Source organism: Paenibacillus sp. 22594, from assembly GCF_052044425.1.
Classification (GTDB): domain Bacteria; phylum Bacillota; class Bacilli; order Paenibacillales; family Paenibacillaceae; genus Paenibacillus_AQ.
Genome location: NZ_JBQENA010000010.1, coordinates 152,575 through 173,976, shown reverse-complemented (window position 1 = coordinate 173,976; position 21,402 = coordinate 152,575). Strand labels below are relative to the sequence as shown.

The 21,402-nt window shown below is 48.7% G+C and carries 15 protein-coding genes and 1 riboswitch; of the genes, 1 reads left to right on the top strand and 14 read right to left on the bottom strand.

The window, feature by feature from the left end:
* Positions 1 to 5: 5 nt before the first annotated feature.
* From ACTJKB_RS25880 to ACTJKB_RS25830, 11 genes are all read right to left on the bottom strand, one after another.
* Positions 6 to 1,232 carry a GGDEF domain-containing protein gene (locus tag ACTJKB_RS25880; protein WP_440837213.1) on the bottom strand — a complete coding sequence of 409 codons (1,227 nt, stop codon included), beginning with the start codon at positions 1,230 to 1,232 and terminating at the stop codon, positions 6 to 8.
* A gap of 52 nt (positions 1,233 to 1,284) precedes the next feature.
* Complete coding sequence (locus ACTJKB_RS25875; protein WP_440837212.1) at positions 1,285 to 3,666, bottom strand: GH36-type glycosyl hydrolase domain-containing protein; 2,382 nt, start codon at positions 3,664 to 3,666, stop codon at positions 1,285 to 1,287.
* Positions 3,667 to 3,861: 195 nt separating this feature from the next.
* Positions 3,862 to 5,283, bottom strand: coding sequence for a flotillin family protein (locus tag ACTJKB_RS25870; RefSeq protein ID WP_440837211.1), 1,422 nt, complete (start codon positions 5,281 to 5,283; stop codon positions 3,862 to 3,864).
* 23 nt (positions 5,284 to 5,306) lie between these two features.
* On the bottom strand, positions 5,307 to 5,879 hold the full coding sequence (locus ACTJKB_RS25865; protein WP_440837210.1) for a hypothetical protein: 573 nt from the start codon (positions 5,877 to 5,879) through the stop codon (positions 5,307 to 5,309).
* Between the two features lie 159 nt (positions 5,880 to 6,038).
* A riboswitch (cyclic di-AMP (ydaO/yuaA leader) is annotated at positions 6,039 to 6,193 on the bottom strand.
* A gap of 226 nt (positions 6,194 to 6,419) precedes the next feature.
* On the bottom strand, positions 6,420 to 6,551 hold the full coding sequence (locus ACTJKB_RS25860; RefSeq protein ID WP_440837209.1) for a hypothetical protein: 132 nt from the start codon (positions 6,549 to 6,551) through the stop codon (positions 6,420 to 6,422).
* Between the two features lie 200 nt (positions 6,552 to 6,751).
* Positions 6,752 to 11,479 carry an InlB B-repeat-containing protein gene (locus ACTJKB_RS25855; protein ID WP_440837208.1) on the bottom strand — a complete coding sequence of 1,576 codons (4,728 nt, stop codon included), beginning with the start codon at positions 11,477 to 11,479 and terminating at the stop codon, positions 6,752 to 6,754.
* Between the two features lie 226 nt (positions 11,480 to 11,705).
* Positions 11,706 to 11,780, bottom strand: a complete 75-nt coding sequence (locus tag ACTJKB_RS25850) for a hypothetical protein (RefSeq protein ID WP_440837248.1) — start codon at positions 11,778 to 11,780, stop codon at positions 11,706 to 11,708.
* A gap of 258 nt (positions 11,781 to 12,038) precedes the next feature.
* Positions 12,039 to 12,524, bottom strand: coding sequence for a VOC family protein (locus tag ACTJKB_RS25845; protein WP_440837207.1), 486 nt, complete (start codon positions 12,522 to 12,524; stop codon positions 12,039 to 12,041).
* Between the two features lie 48 nt (positions 12,525 to 12,572).
* A complete protein-coding gene (locus tag ACTJKB_RS25840) occupies positions 12,573 to 12,920 on the bottom strand; it encodes a YciI family protein (protein WP_440837206.1) in 348 nt (115 codons plus the stop codon).
* A 640-nt stretch (positions 12,921 to 13,560) separates the two neighbouring features.
* On the bottom strand, positions 13,561 to 15,396 hold the full coding sequence (locus ACTJKB_RS25835; RefSeq protein WP_440837205.1) for an alpha/beta fold hydrolase: 1,836 nt from the start codon (positions 15,394 to 15,396) through the stop codon (positions 13,561 to 13,563).
* A gap of 61 nt (positions 15,397 to 15,457) precedes the next feature.
* Complete coding sequence (locus tag ACTJKB_RS25830; protein ID WP_440837204.1) at positions 15,458 to 16,024, bottom strand: TetR/AcrR family transcriptional regulator; 567 nt, start codon at positions 16,022 to 16,024, stop codon at positions 15,458 to 15,460.
* 227 nt (positions 16,025 to 16,251) lie between these two features.
* Between ACTJKB_RS25830 and ACTJKB_RS25825 the strand changes: the two genes are divergently transcribed.
* A complete protein-coding gene (locus ACTJKB_RS25825) occupies positions 16,252 to 17,229 on the top strand; it encodes a transcriptional regulator (protein WP_440837203.1) in 978 nt (325 codons plus the stop codon).
* Positions 17,230 to 17,513: 284 nt separating this feature from the next.
* On the opposite strand, the gene gndA is transcribed toward ACTJKB_RS25825, so the two are convergent.
* The 3 genes from gndA to zwf all read right to left on the bottom strand — a co-directional run bounded on the left by gndA (position 17,514) and on the right by zwf (position 21,385).
* On the bottom strand, positions 17,514 to 18,929 hold the full coding sequence (gene gndA / locus ACTJKB_RS25820) for an NADP-dependent phosphogluconate dehydrogenase (RefSeq protein WP_440837202.1): 1,416 nt from the start codon (positions 18,927 to 18,929) through the stop codon (positions 17,514 to 17,516).
* Positions 18,930 to 19,165: 236 nt separating this feature from the next.
* Complete coding sequence (gene fsa / locus ACTJKB_RS25815; protein ID WP_440837201.1) at positions 19,166 to 19,834, bottom strand: fructose-6-phosphate aldolase; 669 nt, start codon at positions 19,832 to 19,834, stop codon at positions 19,166 to 19,168.
* A gap of 39 nt (positions 19,835 to 19,873) precedes the next feature.
* The gene (zwf, locus tag ACTJKB_RS25810) at positions 19,874 to 21,385 is read right to left on the bottom strand and encodes a glucose-6-phosphate dehydrogenase (protein WP_440837200.1); all 1,512 of its coding nucleotides are present in this window, start codon (positions 21,383 to 21,385) and stop codon (positions 19,874 to 19,876) included.
* Positions 21,386 to 21,402 lie beyond the last annotated feature (17 nt).

The following is a 21,402-nucleotide window of genomic DNA, read 5'->3' as shown; positions in this document are numbered from 1 at the left end:
CCCCTTTATTTACTCACACAATTCCTGCCTTTTTTCTTCGCGCGGTATAGGGCGGTGTCCGCTGATTTCATCACGCTTTCCGTGGTTTTGTATTTCTCGTTCTTCTGAGAAACCCCGATGCTTACAGTTATGTAGATTTGCTTAGTGGCTTTTGTGCTGGCAGATCTTTTTTTGGATTTGCTTTTGGATCTGCCTTTGGCGCGTAGGGTGAAGGCCCGCTTGGATATCTTGTCCCGCAGCTCTTCGAGATGAGGGAGCACATCATTGATGCTTTTACCCGGAAAAAGAATCGTGAATTCCTCCCCGCCATAGCGGAAAGCTCTCCCTCCGCCGGCAACGTCCTGTAAGGTGGATGCCACCAGCTTTAGCACTTCATCTCCGGTATCATGCCCATAGGTATCATTGAATTTTTTGAAGAAATCGATATCCAGCATCGCAATGGTATAGTTAAAGCCCAGCTTCATCATGTCCTGCTTGAGCGCCCGCCGCGAGGGCAATCCGGTAAGCTCATCGGAAAAAGCCATCGAATACGAATCCTGAATGATCGAAAGAATGAGAACCATCCCTGAAACGGCAAAAAATATCGAATACAGCAGCGGACTGCCGCTCTGATCCAGCACGTAAAACATGGCTAGCAGGACGCTGATGAATGAAATTTCCTGTGATGAGGACCGGTATACGATTAGCCTGACTATCAGAATAGCTAAAGTGACGACAAACGCAATAACAGACAGCTGCGGTATGGGAGTGACGGCATGAAGATTTACAGGTACAACATCTGTATTCAATAGATTGAGCCATTTGCTGTCTCCTGATTTCATCTGCCAAAACAGAAACAGGCACTCTGCCAGGATCAGAGCGATCCGAAGGCTGCCCCATAAACTGATGATGCCTCGTTCTCTAAAAAAAGAAAACAGCGCAATGTTCAATGGGATCACCAGACAAATAATAGAATAGATATCCTCCTTCCGCACTGCCGTACCCGGGATTTCCGGTAAATAGGTTGTGGAGGCCAGGCAAACCGCCAGAATAATCAGAATGTAGAATTCCCGGCTACGGTTAAACTTCCAGGATAATATGGCCCCCACGCCAAACATAACATACGGAGAAAGACTCGCCACCGCCAGCTGTGAATCAGACATGGCATTCGTACGGGTAGACAAAAAGTAGGCTGCCGCAATGAGAAAAAAGGGTATGGCTCTGGAAAAGAAAGCTGTAATGGTCGTTCTCAAGCTTAGGTAATTCCCTTCATGGAGTTTTTCTATGGCTCCCTATTATATCGGTTTATTGAGGTGGCAGCTTCACCAAAATGTCGTATTCCCTGCCAGCTTCCATATCCTTGATTATGCCATCTTCGATGCGGTTGCCGTTCACATACACTTCTACAGCAGTCACACCCGCCTCCCGTTTCATCGCAACATGCAGCTCAGCCCCTCTAAAGCTCCGTTTGACCGACGCCTCTTCCCAGTGTGCAGGAAGCTGCGGATGGATGCGGATCCCCGCCTCATTCCCCTGCACTCCAAACAGACCGTCAATCAGGCAGCGGTATACCCATGGCACCGTCCCTGTATTGAACAAATGGCTGGAACGTCCGGCGGTACGCGGAAACTGTCTGTAGGCCCCGCGATAATAGTTGGGGATGAACACAGGCAATTGGCCGCGTCTGACCAGATCCTCAGGGTCTGGTCCGGGGATCATTTTACGCAGCAGGCGGTAGGCATCATCCGGTTCACCCACAGCGTAAAGCGCATAGATATAAAAGGCTGCTGCATGGTTATACACCGCCCCGTTCTCGGCGGTTCCCGGATGCTTCTGCGTGACTCTGCCCACATCCTCACGCATGGCAGTGTAGGATGGCGCGAGCTTTTCCAGACCATAAGGGGTTTCCAGCTGCTCCTTGACCGCACGCATCAGCTTCTCCTGCTTCGAGGCATCCGCAGCCCCGCACAGCAGAGCCCAGCCTTGAGGGTTAATGAAAATCCGCCCCTCCGTATCCTTACTGATGCCGAATACCACATTATCATCGGTGATTCCCCGGGCATACCAGTTGCCGTCCCATAGATATTGATTAATGACCACATTTGCCTCATCCGCCGCCGCAGCGAGTTTCCTGCTCATCTCCGGCCGTCCGCTTGTAGCGCAGATGTCCGCCCAGATCATGAAGGCATAAGCAGAAGCCATGGTCAGCCAGCCGGAGACGCCTTTGCCTTTGTAGCCCACCATGTTCATCGGATCACACCAGTCGCCCTGGTCGATATAGTTCAAACCGCGCTCATCCGTTGCCTCCATCAGCCAGAACATCGCCCGGTTGATATGTTCATATACGGTAGCCGTCTCTTCCCCGCCCGCAAAAGCAACCTCTTCCTCTAGAATGGTGTAATCATTCGTTTCATCCAGATAGGTGCTCAGACAAATGGGCAGCCAGACACAGTGATCCATATGTGGAACCTGATTGATGTACTTCAGCTCAGCCGCTTCATGCAGAATGATTCCGTCCGGCATGGCACCGCTTGCATTTTGCTGGCTTAACGCCGTGAGAAACGCATTTCTTGCCATCTGTGGCTTGATATAGCTCATTCCCATATTGTCCTGGAGATAGTTTCGGGTCTGCGGGTCTGTCGTCAGGCGGTTGGTCTGGCCATGATAATACATTTGCCGGGGCAGCCAGTGATTCACAAAGTTGTCCAGTTCAGGATCAGGCGTCTTAATCTCGATGCAGCCTTTGCCCTCCTGTATATATCCCGCATATTCCCGCTCCGCCGCAGCAAAGCCATCCTCACCGCCGGAAGCCGCATTCAGGAAATACTGCTGGCGGATCTGCGCGATCTCTTCTTCCGTTTTGGCCGGACCAAAAATAAAGCGGTAGAGCTTGTCTTCACCAGGCGCAAGCTCCAGACTGTATTGCAGGACACACAGCGGCATCTCATAGCGGGCATCCCCTTTGGAGAGCTCCTCCTGCTGAACGGCCGATGGCATGCCAATCCCACCTTCACCTTCAAAAGCTTCCTGGCTGGCTTCCCAGGCGCGCGGCGGCTGATCAGCAAGGAGGAAGGTTTTGTCCTTCAGCTGCTTGATCTTCGCATAGTCCTGATATTTCTGATATGGGGTAATCGCAGAACAGACCATCCCCTGCAACTCTTCATGATACTCCGCCGACTGATTCATCCACGACATGTAGCCCACCGTAAAATAAGGATAGATGCTGAGCTTCCGCTTCCGGTCCGAGAGATTCTTCACCTTCACCCGCCATAGCTCCATGGCCTCGTCTTTGGGCAGGCTGAGCGTCATTTCCACAGCAATGCCGAGATGCTCAAGCTTCCAGACAATATTGTGCTTCCCTACAGCAAATGTGTAGTGGTCCGGCAGAACACGAACCGGCTCATACGGTGCCGAGAAAATCTCACCCGTCTCTTCATCCTTCACATAGAGAAACCGGCCGGGATGATGGGCATAGTAGGGCTGCTCCGGCTGCATGAAGGTCTTCGCTTCCAAATTCGGCGCATAGGAATACTTGGCAGGCTCAGGCTGCATAAACTGCGCGACCGCATACCCGCGGCAATTGACGTGAATCATCATCTTCTCGTTCCATAGAAACCCTGAAGCTTTGGGGAGCTGAGTGGGACTCGTCAATTCAACATATTCATTGTCTTGTGTGGCTCTAATCATCATGTATCCTCCCTTTATTCACCAATTATTCATCCTAAATCACATAGTAGTTTTAGTATAACTGTCATAGAAGAGATAGTACATTGTGGAGTGGTAACGCTCTCGGGAGCAGCAAAATAAGGGATGTCCCCTAAGTGGGACACCCCCGCTGTTTTACGAGTAGGAAGTATTATAGTATGGTATAACGCTATAGAATTACTGCTCTTTATTCCGGCCAAGCAGCCCGCTGAGCGCCTCTGTAAAATTCATGCCGGTAAGCGACTGAGTCAGTTCAGGAACCTGGGCCATGATTTTAGCGATATCACCTGTGATTTTATTCACCCCGGATGAAGCTCCATCCTGTGAAATCACTGTAATCTTATCAACCTTGGCGAGCGGGGAAGCGATTTTTTCAGCCAGCTCCGGCAGCACTTTCAGGAATTCTACTGTAAGCGCGGCTTGCGTGAACTGTTTGTACGCTTCGGCTTTCTTCTCCAGCGCCCCTGCTTCCGCCGCTCCGGCCAATTGAACAATTTCTGCGTTAGCTCTCCCCTTCGCCAGCTCTGCTTCCGCTGTTGCCAGCCCCCGTTTGGTCATGGTGGCCGCCTCTGCTTCCGCCTCAAGAATCTGCCGCTGCTTGGCGGCTTCCGCTCTCATAATCGTAGCCTGGTTCTCCGCCTCAGCAGGCTTGATCACCGTTGCCTCCAGCTCCTTCTGTCTCAGCTCAACTTCGATTTCCCGGACGGTCCGGTTTGCCTCCGCTTCCATCTGCGTGATCTTGACCTGCTCGGTAACCAGCGACTGTTTGATTTTGTTCTGCTGCAATTCGTACGCAAGATCCGCCTGCGCTTTCTTCACTTCGGTCTCCAGCTTAAAGTCCGCCTGCTTAATATTCAATTCCTTCTCGAACTGAGATTCCTTGGCGCGGGCGGCAGTTCCCGCTTCAATGGTGGCTTGATGCGCATTAGCTTTGGCAATGGAGGATTCTTTCTCCGCCTCGGCTTGCTTGATCTGAATGTCGCGTTCCGCTTCCGCCTTGGCGATGCTGGCATCCCGGCGGATGCGCTCAATTTCCGGAACCCCCATATTGTCGATATACCCTTTGTCGTCCGTAATTTTCTTAATGGTGAAGCTGACTACCTCAAGCCCCATCTTGTCGAGGTCTTCCGAGCAGGTCTCCCGCATCTTGCTGTTGATTTCGTCAGGAGTCTTTAGAATGGATTCCACCGTTAATTGTCCGATTAAGCCGCGCAAATGGCCTTCCACCGAATGCAGGATAATCGTCTCGCGGTCTTCTTCCGGCCGGTCGATAAACTGCTCACTGGCAGTCAGAATAGCAGTAGGATCGCTTTTTATCTTAATCTGAGCCACCGCCTCCAGGTTGAGCTTGATGCCTTGCTTAGAGAACATCGCCTGCGCCGGGATGACGTCGAAGCTCATCAGCATCATGGAGATGGTCTTATTGTTCTGGAAGCCGGGGATGACGAATGTCCCGCCGCCCTGGACCACTCTTTTTCCGCCAAGGCCGTAGACGATCATCGCCTGATTGGGCGGAACCTTTTTATAAGCGTTCACGATACTGAACAAAGCCAGCAGGATAACAACAACAATTGCCGAGATTAAATAAAGAATAACCATTATGTTCGACTCTCCCCCGTGATTTATAATTGTCCGATTTCCCTCTCGAAGAGGGTGACTACCGCCATTCCTTTATCCACCTTCAAAATAATCACCCTGTCGCCTTTGGAGAGCAGTTGGCCGGATTCTGCTCTTACTCCAATGGAGCGCATGGTTCCGTGCAGTACATATTTCATTTCCCCGACCGCTCCATCTGCTGCAGGTATACTGATGTACCCGAGCTGCCCTACCTGCTCATAATCCCTTTCATTCATGCTGCTGTCATACCGGGTCATCACCCGGGCCAGCACCGCATACATCACACATCCCAGAAGTAGAGCGAGCACGGTACAAATCAGCACCACTGCGAGCATCCTCATTTCGCTGAACCGGGAAAGCACGTAACCTGTACCGCCCCAGACTGTGACAAACACCATCAGAGGGAGTATGGGCACAAAGCCCGGACCACCAGCATCGCCGCCGCCCGCATGCAGATGACCCGCCAGGCCATGCCCATGAAATCCGCCGCTGAGGAGGAGTATTAGTCCAACCCAGAAGCACACAATAAATACAGTAACGATAAGAATCCCCCCTTTGAAGCATTTTAAATAGGGCATTTTAAATAGGGCATTTAAAACAACGCTTAACCTATCTAATTATCGTTGTTATGAGATTTTTAGTCCCTTGTACAGACTGCTTTTCCTTCCTGCACACGCAGCAAAAAGACCACAGAAGCGGCAGGGCTCTCCGTGGTCGGTTAATCGATCATGGCGCTCATCCTCTCTCTTCGAGGCTTACGGGGTTAGCTGACGGATTCGGGCAGCGAGATTGCCCTACCCTGCCATAGCGCCTATTCAGCACGCGGCAAGGATTCACCCCATATATCATTGGTTCCCCCGTTCCCAATTACGGAATTCAGCCATATGAGAACAGTTAATTTACATTCGGTTGTTGATTTGAATCTTACGCCTGTGGCCATTTATTGTAAAACGCCCCGGATGACAAAAGAAGCCAAAAACGCCTTCCCTCCGCGAATGAAGGCGCATTCTTTGGTTTCGCCCTTAAGCGGCCGATGATTTGCTCGCGTTTGCTCCATTTCTCGCAAGCTGTCCCAATCGTCCAAAGCCAAGGCCGCACGCACTATAAACCTTAGGTGCTTACGGTGTCGGCAGTAGCCGGGTCAAAAAATCCGGAAACAAAGGCGACCGCTGCCACTTTTCCACAATCAGTCCGTCCTCTCCGCTGTTTAAGCGGGGAACGACAACGATACCAGAGACAGGCTTGCCCATAATCTGTTAAAGCAAGCCACCCATGACCAAAAAAAACAGAGCAGCGATCCCTCAATAACAGGAGAATCGCTGCTCTGCTCACTTTTTGTGGTTTTAAGAATGAAGAGAACTGCCTTCCGCCAAGAAAAACCACTTTTGGGACAGCCCCTTTTATCAACAGCCCCAAATTACACTTGTCCCTTTTTCTCAGAGAACCGGCATTAGTTAAGTGAATCCAACAGCGTCTTCAATTGCGGGTTGAGCTTCAGCGCATTCAGGATGATCTGTAGAGCTTCTGCGCGTGTGGCGTTGCTCTTAGCATCAAATTTCCCATCTGCTTTGCCGTTTATGATACCAGCTTGTGCTTCAGCTTTGATCTCGTTTGCTGCATAGGAACCCCTCAGGTCATTGAAATTGCCTTTGGTGGTGTCCTTCGATACGTTGTTAAGGTTTAAGATGCGGGACAAAAGGACAACCATTTCCTCGCGGGTGATTGTTTTATCTGGCTTGAACGTAACATCCTCGTAGCCGCTGATAACCCCTGCCTCTGCAAGCTTCTCGATTGCGCCTTTCGCCCAGTGATTGCCAACGTCCTTAAATGCAACACCAGTATTGTTGCCGCTTTTGATATCGAATACCCGACTCAGAATCACTGCAAATTCAGCGCGCGTGATCTCACCATCTGGCTTGAACGTACCATCGTTGTAACCTTCAATCACATGGAGCTTTACGAAAGTATCGATAGTTTTTTCGGCCCAGTGCCCTTTCGTATCAGCAAGTTCAACCTTAACATTAGATTTCTTAGCTTCCTCTACCTTGGACTCGAAAGCATTAACTAAGTTTATTACATTAATAATGCCGCTATTGAATACATCAACCGCTGGTTTCGTAGGTCCAGGTGTCACTGTTGGCGTTATACTATCCGCCGGCGGACCACCCTGTGATGGTTGCCTGGATACATCTTCCCGATTCACAGTTACCATATAAGTATTGCCAGTCCCGTCTGGGGCCATTACGCTAATCTGAATCAGGTTCGCGCCCACCTGTAAGTTGTTGGCTCTATACGTATACATATTGCCGGTTACGGAACTGTAAACGGCTCCCGAAACGGTAAACGTCGCATGGGAATGCGCTGTGGTAAAAGAAAGATTGAAGCTTGAAACGGAATTAGCTACATCATTCACGTTATATTTCAGAGTTGCTGCTGCAAATGCTGGTGTCAATGTCCCCTGATCCACTGACAAGCTGGACAACTGCGCATTTGATGACGTCCACTTCGCATAGAGGGTAACGTTGGCCGCACCCATTGCGAAACTGCCGCTAACCTTGTAATCCGTACCACTTCCGTCCGCCTTCGTGTTCCAGCCTGCGAACGTATAGCCCGTCTTCACAAGCGTTCCGGTGTTCCCCAGCACCGTCACCGTGTTCCCCTGCGGATAGCTGCTGCTGTCGGTCGGAACCGTACCGCCGGTGCTGCCGTTTCCGTTATACGTTACGGTGAAGGTCGGATTGGCCGTCCACTTCGCATAGAGGGTAGCACTGGCCGATCCCATGCTGAAAGTGGCATTCGCCGCGTAGTCGGTGCCGCTACCGTTAGCGGCAGTGTTCCAACCTGCGAACGTATAGCCCGTCTTCACCAGCGTTCCAGTGTTCCCCAGCACCGTCACCGTGTTCCCCTGCGGATAGCTGTTGCTGTCAGTCGGAACCGTACCGCCGGTGTTGCCGTTTCCGTTATACGTTACGGTGAAGGTCGGATTGGCTGTCCACTTCGCATAGAGGGTGGCATTCGCCGTGCCCATGCTGAAGGTGGCATTCGACGCGTAGTCGGTGCCGCTTCCGTCCGCCTTCGTGTTCCAGCCTGCGAACGTATAGCCCGTCTTCACCAGCGTTCCGCTGTTCCCCAGCACCGTCACGGTGTGCCCCTGCGGATAGCTGCTGCTGTCGGTCGGAACCGTACCGCCAGTGCTGCCGTTTCCGTTATACGTTACGGTGAAGGTCAGATTGGCTGTCCACTTCGCATAGAGGGTGGCATTCGACGATCCCATGCTGAAGGTGGTATTCACCGCGTAGTCGGTGCCACTTCCGTCCGCCTTTGTGTTCCAGCCTGCGAACGTATAGCCCGTCTTCACCAGCGCTCCGGTGTTCCCCAGCACCGTCACCGTGTTCCCCTGCTGATAGCTGTTGCTGTCGGCCGGAACCGTACCGCTGGTGTTGCCGTTTCCGTTATACGTTACGGTGAAGGTCGGATTGGCTGTCCACTTCGCATAGAGGGTGGCATTCGCCGATCCCATGCTGAAGGTGGCATTCGCCGCGTAGTCGGTGCCGCTTCCGTCCGCCTTCGTGTTCCATCCTGCGAACGTATAGCCTGTCTTCACCAGCGTTCCAGTGTTCCCCAGCACCGTCACCGTGTGCCCCTGCTGATAGCTGTTGCTGTCGGCCGGAACCGTACCGCCGGTGTTGCCGTTTCCGTTATACGTTATGGAGAAGGTCGGATTGGCTGTCCACTTCGCATAGAGTGTGGCATTGGCCGCACCCATGCTGAAGGTGGCATTCGCTGCATAGTCGGTGCCGCTTCCGTTAGCGGCAGTGTTCCAACCTGCGAATGTATAGCCTGTCTTCACCAGCGTTCCAGTGTTCCCTAGCACCGTCACTGCGCTCCCCTGCTGATAGCTGTTGCTGTCGATCGGAACCGTACCGCCGGTGTTGCCGTTTCCGTTATACGTTACGGTGTAGGTCGGATTGGCTGTCCACTTCGCATAGAGTGTGGCATTCGCCGATCCCATACTGAAGGTGGCATTCGCTGCGTAGTCGGTGCCGCTTCCGTTAGCGGCGGTGTTCCAGCCTGCGAACGTATAGCCCGTCTTCACCAGCGTTCCGCTGTTTCCCAGCACCGTCACTGTGTGCCCCTGCTGATAGCTGTTGCTGTCGGCCGGAACCGTACCGCCAGTGCTGCCGTTTCCGTGATACGTTACGGTGTAGGTCGGATTGGCCGTCCACTTCGCATAGAGGGTGGCATTCGCCGATCCCATGCTAAAGGTGGCATTCGTCGCATAGTCGGTGCCGCTTCCGTTAGCGGCGGTGTTCCAGCCTGCGAACGTATAGCCCGACTTCACCAGAGTTCCGCTGTTCCCTAGTACTGTCACGGTGTTGCCCTGCGGATAGCTGTTGCTGTCGGTCGGAACTGCACCGCCGGTGTTGCCGTTTCCGTTATACGTTACGGTGTAGGTCGGATTGGCTGTCCACTTCGCATAAAGAGTGGCATTCGCCGTGCCCATGCTGAAGGTGGAATTCGCTGCATAGTCGGTGCCGCTTCCGTTAGCGGCGGTGTTCCAGCCTGCGAACGTATACCCTGTCTTCACCAGGGTTCCAGTGTTCCCTAGCACCGTCACAATGTTGCCCTGCGGATAGCTGTTGTTGTCGGTCGGAACCGTACCGCCAGTGCTGCCGTTTCCGTTATACGTTACGGTGTAGGTCGGATTGGCCGTCCACTTCGCATAAAGAGTGGCATTCGCCGTGCCCATGCTGAAGGTGGAATTCGCTGTATAGTCGGTGCCGCTTCCGTTAGCGGCAGTGTTCCAGCCTGCGAACGTATAACCTGTCTTCACCAGCGTTCCGCTGTTCCCCAGCACCGTCACGGTGTGCCCCTGCGGATAGCTGCTGCTGTCGGTCGGAACCGTACCGCCAGTGCTGCCGTTTCCGTTATACGTTATGGAGAAGGTCGGATTGGCCGTCCACTTTGCATAGAGGGTGGCATTCGCCGTTCCCATGCTGAAGGTGGCATTCGCCGCGTAGTTGGTGCCGCTTCCGTTAGCGGCGGTGTTCCAGCCAGCGAACGTATAGCCCGTCTTCACCAGCGTTCCGCTGTTCCCTAGCACCGTCACTGTGTGCCCCTGCTGATAGCTGTTGCTGTCGGCCGGAATCGTACCGCCGGTGTTGCCGTTTCCGTTGTACGTTACGGTGAAGGTCGGATTGGCATTCACTGTAACCGTAATTGTCCTTGTCGCAGTTGACGTACCGTCACTAACTCGAATAGCAAAACTGTCAGTCCCTGCATATCCGCTGTTAGGTGTGTAGGTAATGGTTCCTCCTGGTGCAATATCAGTACTGCCACTGGCTGCTGTTGCGCTTAAGAAATTGAGTGTCCCATGATTTGGAGGCGTACTTTGTGACCATGTCTCTACCTGACTGGGATCAGTATCGCTTACATGAAGCAGACCTTTGATATCGGTTGCACTTGAATCTTGATTTACGATAAAACTGGTTGTTGCACCAATAAAAGCAGGTGCTGTGTTTGTGTTTCTGAAATTAACTGCATTGATATTGTCGATTCCAAAAGCCCCGGTAACTTGATAAGATCCATCGGTCTGGATACGAAATTTATCAATACCTACAAATTTAGTATTGGAAGATACATTAAAAGTAACAAGTTGTCCTCCAAGATATGCATCGGTTACAGTTAGAGACATGACTGCTCCAGGAACGGCTAAGCCATTTACATATCCTATGAGTTGAATAGTTCCACTTGTTCCCGCACTTACACCAGACATTGCAATATCTACGAACTGGAGATCAAATATTTGTCCGCTGTTTGAAGACACTTCCATATAGGATAATGGAGTTCCATCATTGGTCACTCCGCTTATAAGATTGGTTTGACCTGTTAGGTCTTGTGCACCAATGTAGCAATTTGTTGCGCTGCTTGACTTGAGCAGAAAATCATATCCATTAATATCAATAGCCATTAGTCCTGGACCAGTAGACGATCCAGATACGATGACCGGTCCACTAACTGAATTGAAATCTGTACTTCCGTTTACGGGAGTATTAGCACTTGCAATCATTAACGTGTTCGTTCCAAATACAAGAACCAATACGAGGATAAAAACCTTCTTTACTACGTTTACTTGCGAACTGAGAATTCTTGCTTTTCGCCTTAAACTATTAGTCATAATTACCTCCACTGAAGTTAGTCACAGTATCACCCATTCAACGGGTGGCTTGATTCCCACAAGATGATCTAGCCCTTCCCCCCCATATCTCTTCATGCTGTTAACAAGATAGATCAAGCCGGATAAATTCACTATACCTATTACGGAGTATCTTCCTTTAAAATAGAGCAAAAAGTATGGAATGAATGGATTTCCGAGGTGTCCGAGAATGAAAGTGATGTTAGTGCTATACTTCACAATTTGTGCAGAACAAGCGAATGGAAGGCACGTGAAGAAAGGCTTTTTTCGCGAATACCGGCAAATGCCTGACCGTCCGGGTTTTCCATTATTCACCTTACGAATGACGTTTTGGTCGGACTTGCACATGGAGCAGCATTGTTTATAGCTACGTGGAATAGCTTCGATGTGAAGTTCCTCGGCGAATGCTGTAAACTTCTTTCGTTCCATAAAAATGCTCCCCATACAGTAACAGGTTTTTATTATTTCACCTGTCTACTATATGGGGAGCATATCATTACGGGCCAGCCCTTTGTACACTTCTATTCCAGTTGTCCATTCCTTAGAGCTGTTCTCCGCTGCCCTCACGAGCCCGTTCTAACGCGGCAATGTCTAGCTTGCTCATCTGGAGCATGGCCTGCATGACTCTTTGTGCTTTGACAGGATCCGGATCACTCAGCAATCTCCCCGCTTCGATCGGAAAAATCTGCCAGGACAAACCGTATCTGTCTTTCAGCCAACCGCACGGCCCTTCTGAGCCGCCTTCGGACAGCTTGTCCCACAGCTCGTCGACCTCCTCCTGCCCTTCACAGTTCACCATCAGCGAGATCGCTTCCGTAAATTTGAACTCCGGGCCACCGTTGAGTGCAGTGTAGACCTGTCCGTCCAGTACAAACGTCACTGTCATCACCAATCCGGCAGGACGTCTGCCGCCTTCTCCATAATAAGAGGTATTCAAGATTCTGGAATTTTTAAAAATCGAGGTATAGTATTTCGCCGCTTCTTCCGCTTCCGTATCGAACCATAGATTCGTGACAATTTTCGGCATTACAGATCCCTCCTAAATGTTGTTGTGCAGTTAGAACGTTCTGCTGTTCTACATTCCGGCAACAGGTCTCACTTCGACACTGGTCCCCTCACCGAGCAGAATCGGACAGTCCTTCGCAAGCTGAACCGCTTCCTCCATATCCTCTGCGTTAACCAGGATATACCCGGCCATGGATTCTTTATGCTCGGTGTAGGGTCCATCCGTTGTTATGCCATGGGGCCGCAGAACTCTGCCTTCGGCGGATAGATGATTCCCGCCTGCTGCAAGTCTATCCTGTGCAGCAAGACTGCTAATCCATTCTCCCCACTGCTCCATGTAAGCTTGCATTTGCACCGGCGTCGGCTGCGCTTCTGGAGTGGTGATATCCATACGGAATACAAGCAGAAATGTGTTCATTGACTTGCCTCCTTGGCTTCTAGCCTTAGCTTCTAGCGTTCCCCATGACCCAAATCTTAAGACGCTCCCCTTCATTATAGAACAAAGGCTGACTTTCATTTCTTATGGATTGCTAAAATAACCCCGAAACCCTATAAGTTCTAACATAACAAAAAACGAATTGGCCTACTGGAAAGGGATGCAGGAACGTTCGACTCCACCATGTAAATCCATAACCGCATGAGATTGTGGATTTTTGCATTTCTTCCGTCTTAATCTTTAGAATTACATCTACAGGATCTTTACCCTTATACATATCGCTGACCTTTTCACCTCGCGGAGTATACGCTAAAAAGGAAAGGAGAGTCAAAAAGAAACGACCTCGCCGTCTTCAGGAACCCAAACGGAGCCCTCCAGATGTTGTTCCTTCAGAAACTTGGCAAGCTGATTTCGGCTCAATTTACTTTTTACGATAATTTCGAGTTAAAGGCACAGGTGAAAGTTCGCCCACATCACTCAACATCGGATCAATCAGTATACGTTTACCGTTTATGGTTAGAATTGATGTAGCGTGCCGGATATGTTGAACTGAAATGAGCATACTAGACAACTCCTCTAATTTAAATGCCGACCGGTCTATTTTGGAAATATCATATTAATTTCATAGTATATAGGAAGCCGTTTCCCTCGGATGGCTAAGAGGAAAATGATGACCATATGGAACAACATCAATCTCACCAAGATGTAATGGAGCAGAATAGCTTCTATCATGATCTCCCCAAATAACATGAAGCTTATACCTTGGTACTTTGGTGAAATCGCCTTGATAGTCTTTCGATAGAAAACGATTTAGCTGAAGAGTTGTATTTAAAATTCTAGGCGAAGTAAAGCTACTGCTTACTTTTGCAATATAATGTTTCGGAATGCTCTCCGTATTTTCAAACAGACCATAACCAATTAAATAACGTTCTATTGAATTAGCAGTTGCTAACTTCAATGCCCATTTGTTCATAAATTGAGGAACATTAAACGATTTAGAATTTCTTTTCGCAACAGGGGGCTGAAGTAAAGTAATAGTATTCTTCATATTTATGTACTCTCGCACTAATGCTTCCAGCAGAATAATTGCTCCGAAGGAATGGCCGATCCAATGTGCACCATCAGCAGCTTTTCCCAATAACTCTTTCACTAAATTCAAATAGAGATCTAGAAGATTTTTCTCTCGTTTAAAAGGGGAACGTCCTAAACCAGGAAGATCTGGAATCCATACGGGTTGACCAGTTTTTTCATGAAGCTCTAACCCTAAAGGAAATAAATCCTCTCCATCACTCAACAAACCGTGTAATAAAATAAATGGCTTACCCTCTCCTTGTATTTGATAAATCACAGTGTTTCCGATTAAGGTTCGTTCAAATGCATGATTATGCAGGTCATTTTGATTCATCAAGCGATAATCCAAATCCGCTACTACGACTGGAAAAAAATTCATAACCCCCGTCTTATTAAACCAATCTTCTCCCATGACTTTTTTCGATAAATCATTTGAAAACTTTCTATTTGTAATAAAGTTCAGTCCATCAGATGGAATTTGTGTTATTTTACTTATCCCACTTTTCATAAGTGCCTTCACGAAGCGAATGGGCACAGAGATTTTAGGTGCTGCCATATTCATACTTTCTGACATAACGCCTAATAATTCAGATAGATCCGGATCAAGCTGTTTGTCTTGAACAAGTGTATATGTTTGAATAGACGATTGCTCCAGCTTAAAAACCTGAACAATAAACTTCGCTAGCTCATCGTTTGAAATAAGAGGTAATTTATACCCCTTGCCTCCAGGAATAAATGGCATCAGCCCTCTTCGCATACTCGCCACAAGCAAGCCTAAGCCTGCTAATTGCTCCGTACTCCCTGTTTTACTGCTGCCGACTACAGTTGGTGGATTAATCACAGAAAGCGGATAGCCTATTGCGGATGCCTGCTGTCGAATATAAAGATCTGCTAAAAATTTTGTTCTTTCATAAGGATTTTTTATTTTCAAATAGTCGTGACCCTCTTTAAACACATCAATCGCAACCTTGCTATTCTTATCATCAAAGGGGGTCATATATCCAACTACATGAATAAATTGCTGCAAACCCTTCAATTGATGGATACTTTTAGCGAATTCACTGATATGCTTGGCACCGTTTAAAAATACAGATGTTGCCTCTTGCTTTGTCGCTTGAATATCCATTTGTCCACCTGCGTGAATAATAACATCCGTGTTCAATACCCTACCCTTATCTTCATCACTTAAACCTAAATCTGTTTTTGTCAAATCACCTTCAATAAAGTGCATGGCTGCCTCGTTTAAAATACCTTTTTCTTGAAAAGCACGTGTTGCTTTACTTTTCGACCTCACTAAAAGAAAAATCATAACATCCTCTTTAAGAAGCTCCTCCACTAATTGCCTCCCAATAAAGCCTGTTCCACCTGTTAAAAATATTGTCCTCACATCATCCGCTCTCCTTTTTAGTACTGCGTAGTACTAATTTTGTGTAAAAAAAATGCTTCTCTTATCGAAGCAAGTTGAAAAATTGGTTGGCTGTTTTCGTGATAACAGTTGCATCCTTCAATATTTCTGAAAGAAACAGCGCTCCTTCAAGATTCGTTATAAAAAGTGCCGCTACCTCGTCAATATGAATCGTATTTCTAAACTCTCCTTTTTCTACTCCTTGTTTTAGTAATAAAGAGACTTTCATTTGTAATCCTGTAAAAAAGAGACCTATTTTTTCTTTTATGTGTGTAGCTTGTGCCGGACTTTGAATATAAAGAGTAATAAATGGACAACCACCCTTATACTCTCTTGACTGAACTCCCTGCGATAACTGCTTTAAAAACATCTGGACACGATCTTCAACTGATAATTGGTTCTGAGAAAGTATTTGATCCATTGCACGCTGATACGTTTCAATCCAATAATCAACGACCCCTGCTAACAATTCTTCCTTATCAGAAAAGTGATAATACACATTAGATTTTGATACTTTGCTTACACGCACTAATTCATCCATACTTGTATAAGCAAATCCTTTTTCTAAAAATAATGTTGCCGCTACTTCAATCACACGTTTTTGATTCATAGTTTTTCCCTTTGTCATAACTAGAACTATACAGTACTAATTCAAATGTTGCAAGTGAGAAGATAGTGCAACTGAAATTTCATGTTTCTTGAACATGTCAACTTTGAAAAAAAAGGTTAGGGATCAGGGCCAGAGAGGATAAGTAAGCAAGCTTAGGCCACCTCCCCAAACAAAAGGGGCTGTATCAGCAGGGGCACTGGCAAGCCGCAGCGCTGCTATATAAGAATGTGAGTGCCAGTGAGAAATATCAGAATTCGGAGCGGCTGGCGTTATGTCAATACCGCCTATTTAAAATTGCCCTGGGTGACGATCAGAGCATTAATTCGCGGGAGGCAATCCTCTTTGAGTGTTACATAGATCGCCTGGATGAGGCTGATCAATTAGATGGAATAATAGACCTGCTGAATGTCTATTATTCCTTGCAGCAGTGGCCTAAAGTGGAGGAACTCGCACAGAAGATGCTCCGACTGGCTACACTCCGTTATAATCTACAGCGCCAGTCGAATCGTAAACAAGACAACGGAAAAATGCCTCAAAGACCGCTATACCTATATATTCTAAACGCCTATCTCTTTCTCTCAAGTATTTGCATGGAATATGGGGACTATAAGTCTGCGATAGAGCGCGTGCCACTCTATATGGACGGAAGCTGGATACAGGAAGATCATGAAGAAGTGCAACGGACATTAGCCCAGTTCCGGGAGTGGGGTACGGCAAACATCTATTTGTATCGCGTGCTGGACGGACAACTGGAAGTACTAGCTGACTATGTGGAATATATCTCAACACAACCGGACGAGATATTTACGGCGGTGTACCATATTATCAAATCAGCTAACCGGTACGATTGGAATGTAGATCACATTCTGGAGCGCTTCTCTGCCTACATCCCTTACCGATCCTACAGATCGGAATTTGGTGAATACAATCAGCAGATTATGGCAGACAAACACGCCAGATTTCTTGCTGAACTGGCCGCCTATTACTTACATAATAAGCGAAATGAAGGAATTACCTTCGTACTACAAAGTTTGGAATCATCTGCTAAGATTAATAATGAGAGTATAGCAATCACTTGTGTCGATCTGTTTGAACAATATCGGTATGCAGCAAGAGAAGAAGAAATGGATAGATACAAACTTCTGATCAGAGAGGTGCGGAATTCAAATGCCAAGAAAATTCATCAAGCTTCTAGTTTTATGTAGTTTGGTCGCTGTAATTATTTTTCCTGCAGGAAACATCGGAATCGTAGCAGATAGTACTCAAGCGTTGATCCAAACCATGTCACATGGTATCGGCGGTAGTTAAATCTCATTATCACCGAAAGTCCACTGGCTAACCAACCGACGTTCTCGATTTTTTCGAGAGCGTTTTTCATTTTCTTCCTTATAGCTATAAGCTTTCCTGAACCTCCAGTTGAACTGGGGAGTGCTTATACAAAAAGTCCGGGCAACTTCGCCCGGACTTCATAGTTAAATCTATATGATAATTATTTGCTGTCCATCCATTGAAAATGGAAGCTCCCCGGCTGATCCAGCCGTTCAAAGGTATGGGCTCCGAAATAATCTCTTTGGGCCTGCAGCAGGTTAGCCGGGAGACGTTCCGAACGGTAGCTGTCATAATAGGCCAGGCCGGAGGCAAAGGCCGGAACCGGAATCCCTCTTTTAACGGCAATCGCAACCACATCTCTCCAGGCTTCCTGGTAGTTGTGAACAACGCCGCTGAAATACTCATCCAGGAAAAGGTTTTTCAGCTCAGGGTCGCGGTCATAGGCGTCCTTGATATTCTGGAGGAAGCCTGCACGGATGATGCAGCCTCCACGGAAGATCATCGCAATACTGCCATAGCTCAGGTTCCAGTTATATTCGTCCGAAGCCACTCTCATCTGGGCAAAGCCCTGGGCGTAGGAAGCGATTTTGCTGGCATACAGTGCTTTGCGGACCGCTTCGATGAATTCCTTGGCATCGCCGTCATAACCCTTGACCTCAGGGCCCTTCAGACGTTTGCTTGCAGCCACGCGTTCTTCCTTCATCGCCGAGATGAACCGTGCAAAGACGGATTCAGTAATGATAGACAACGGAACGCCCAAATCGAGGGCATTTTGACTTGTCCATTTGCCTGTTCCCTTTTGTCCGGCGGAATCCAGGATGACATCGACCATCGGCTTGCCTGTATCCGGGTCAGCCTTGGCGAAAATGTCGGCTGTGATCTCGATGAGATAGCTGTTTAGCTCCCCGCGGTTCCACTCTGAGAAAATCTCATGTAACTCATGGGTGTCCAGGCCCAATACATCCTTCAGCAGCTGATACGCTTCGCCAATAAGCTGCATATCGCCGTATTCGATGCCGTTATGCACCATTTTGACATAGTGTCCTGCGCCGTCTTCCCCGATGTAGGTTGAACAAGGATCTCCGTCCACTTTGGCGGAAATGGCTGTCAGGATCGGCTCCACCAGCTCGTAGGCATCCTTTTGTCCGCCCGGCATAATCGCCGGTCCCTTCAGCGCTCCTTCTTCACCGCCGGATACCCCTGCGCCGATAAACCGGAAGCCTTGGGCCTGCAGCTCCTTATTCCGTCTTTGCGTATCCGGGAAAAAAGCATTCCCGCCGTCAATCAGGATATCCCCTGGAGACAAATGCGGCACCAGTTGCTGAATCGTATCATCTGTCGGTTTGCCGGCCTTGACCATGATCATGATTTTGCGCGGCGTCTCCAGTGATTCGACAAACTCTTCGATGCTGTAAGCACCGGCGAAGTTTTTACCTGCTGCTTCTGCAAGCAGCTCATCCGTTTTCTCCCGGGAACGGTTGTACAGGGCCACCGAGAACCCTTTGCTCTCCATATTCAAGGCCAGATTCTTGCCCATAACGGCCAAGCCGACCACACCAATCTGCTGTTTACTCATCGTTAATAGACCTCCCTTTATATGTGCTGAGCCAAGAATATGATCAAGGGGCTTACGCTGTGACTGCGGAGAATGTTTGGACTTCCGGCCGCTGTTGTCTGCAGATTTCTAGATTTAAACTGCTCTTCGCAGTGGAAATCCGCAGACAAAGGCGGTCGCTTTCGCTCCTCCAGTTCCAAACTTCCCCTCCGTCACTTCAGCCCCTTAATCATTCTTTGATTACTTTATTAACCGTATTAGACCTGCGGAGCCTTTTTCCAGTCGGCGGCGAACTTCTCCAGCCCCTGATCGGTCAGCGGATGCTTGGAGATTTGCTCAATGACACTGAACGGAATGGTGGCAATATGTGCACCAGCCATCGCTACGCGAGTCACATGGTCTGGATGGCGGACCGAAGCGGCGATAATTTGCGCGCCTAAGTTATGAATACGGAACAGCTCGGCGACTTTCACGATCAATTGGACTCCATCCTCCGAAATATCATCCAGGCGGCCCAGGAATGGTGATACATAGGTGGCTCCTGCACGGGCAGCCAGCAGCGCCTGGTTCACAGTGAAGATCAGGGTTACATTGGTTTTTACGCCTTTTTTGGTGAGGTAGCGGCAGGCTTCCAGACCTGCGAGTGTCATCGGGAGCTTGATGGTAATGTTTTTATCATAATCGTTGATCTTGATCAGCTCGTTAGCCTGTGCAATCATATCTTCTGCAGTAACGGCATCCGGTGTAACTTCGGCCGATACAGATTCCACCTCAGGCACAGTGCGCAGGATTTCTGCAATGCGGTCTTCGAATTTCACGCCTTCTTTAGCGACCAGGGATGGGTTCGTGGTGACACCGGACAGGACACCGATTTGGTATGCTTTTTTGATGTCTTCCACATTTGCCGTATCAATAAAAAATTTCATATTCATAAACCTCCATTTTTAGTTGAATTAATTACTGTATTAAAAATTTGAAGCATCAGGCAATGGCAATTCCATTTCTTCTTCAATTGCAGAATCGAGCCACCAGTGATGTCCATCCTTGGCCAGTAGCTGATCCGATTCAGCTGGTCCGAACGTGCCCGCAGCATACGGATAAAGAGGAACGCTATTCTTTGCAAAGGCATTCAAGATCGGCTGCACCCATTTCCAGGACAGCTCCACCTCATTCCAATGCGCAAAGAACGATGGATCTCCATTCAAAGCATCATAAATCAGGTTCTCATAAGCCTCCGGCACTTCAATAGAGCTGGTATGAAAGTCAATGTGCATCGCCTTGAACTTCCCTTTGTGCCGGGGATCTCTTGCCTTGAGCTGCAGGGTAATGCCTTCGTTCGGGCTGATCTCGAACACCAGAAGATTGGGGATATCATCCTCGGCGGCGGACGAGTTCTGCTTGAGGGGCTCTTTGAACTCAATCACAATACGCGTCGATTTCTCTTTCATTCTTTTCCCGGTCCGGATATAGAAAGGAACACCCTTCCAGAAAGGATCATCGATCTGCAGTCTGGCTGCAATAAAAGTATCGTTCTTAGATCCTGCTGTAATTCCCGGTTCAGACGTATAGCCTGGGGCTGGTTTACCCTGGATATAGCCTGCACTGTACTGCCCACGGATCACATTGAACTGGACATCCGCTTCTTCCAGCGGCTCCAAAGCTTCCATAACCTCTTTCTTCTTGAAGCGGACTTCTTCGGCAGAGCTGTCCTTCGGCAAACGGATGGCCAGCATCATGAGCAGCTGAAGCATATGATTCTGGAACATGTCTCTGAGCGCACCCACATGATCGTAATAGCCCGCTCTTTCCTCCACGCCCACAGTTTCCGCTGCGGTAATCTGCACATTGGCGATGTAGCGGTTGTTCCACAGTGCATGAAGCACCGGATTCGTCTGCTGGAACACATCCAGCTCCTGCACCATCGGTTTGCCGAGGTAATGGTCGATCCGGAAAATTTCATCCTCTGAAAAAGCTTCGCTCAGCTTCAAATTCAGCTCCTGCGCAGACTGCAGATCATGGCCGAAGGGCTTCTCGATCACGAGACGTTTCCAGCCTTTGGCGGCACCCAGACCACTTTCTTTAATATTTAAGGCAATCGGTTCAAAAAACTCAGGACCAACGGACAAATAGAACATCCGGTTAGGGGATTTCCCCATGCCCTCTTCCTGCTGTTCAACGCGCTGCAAGAGCTTGAGATAATCCTCTGTGTGCCCTACATCCAGCACATTATATCGGAAGGCCTTCAGGAAGCTGCGTACGGACGCAGAATCATTTACTTCCCGCCGGGAAAAGTCCCGGATCGACCGCTCCACCATAGCCTGAAAGGCTTCATCAGCCACTTCTCTTCTGCCAAGACCAATCACAGAGAATGAATGGTGCAGCTTGTGATCGAGATACAGATTATACAGCGCAGGGTAGATTTTTCTTCTGGCTAAATCTCCTGTCGCTCCAAACAAAACAAATGTGGTTGCCTCCATCTCCATTCTCCTTCTGC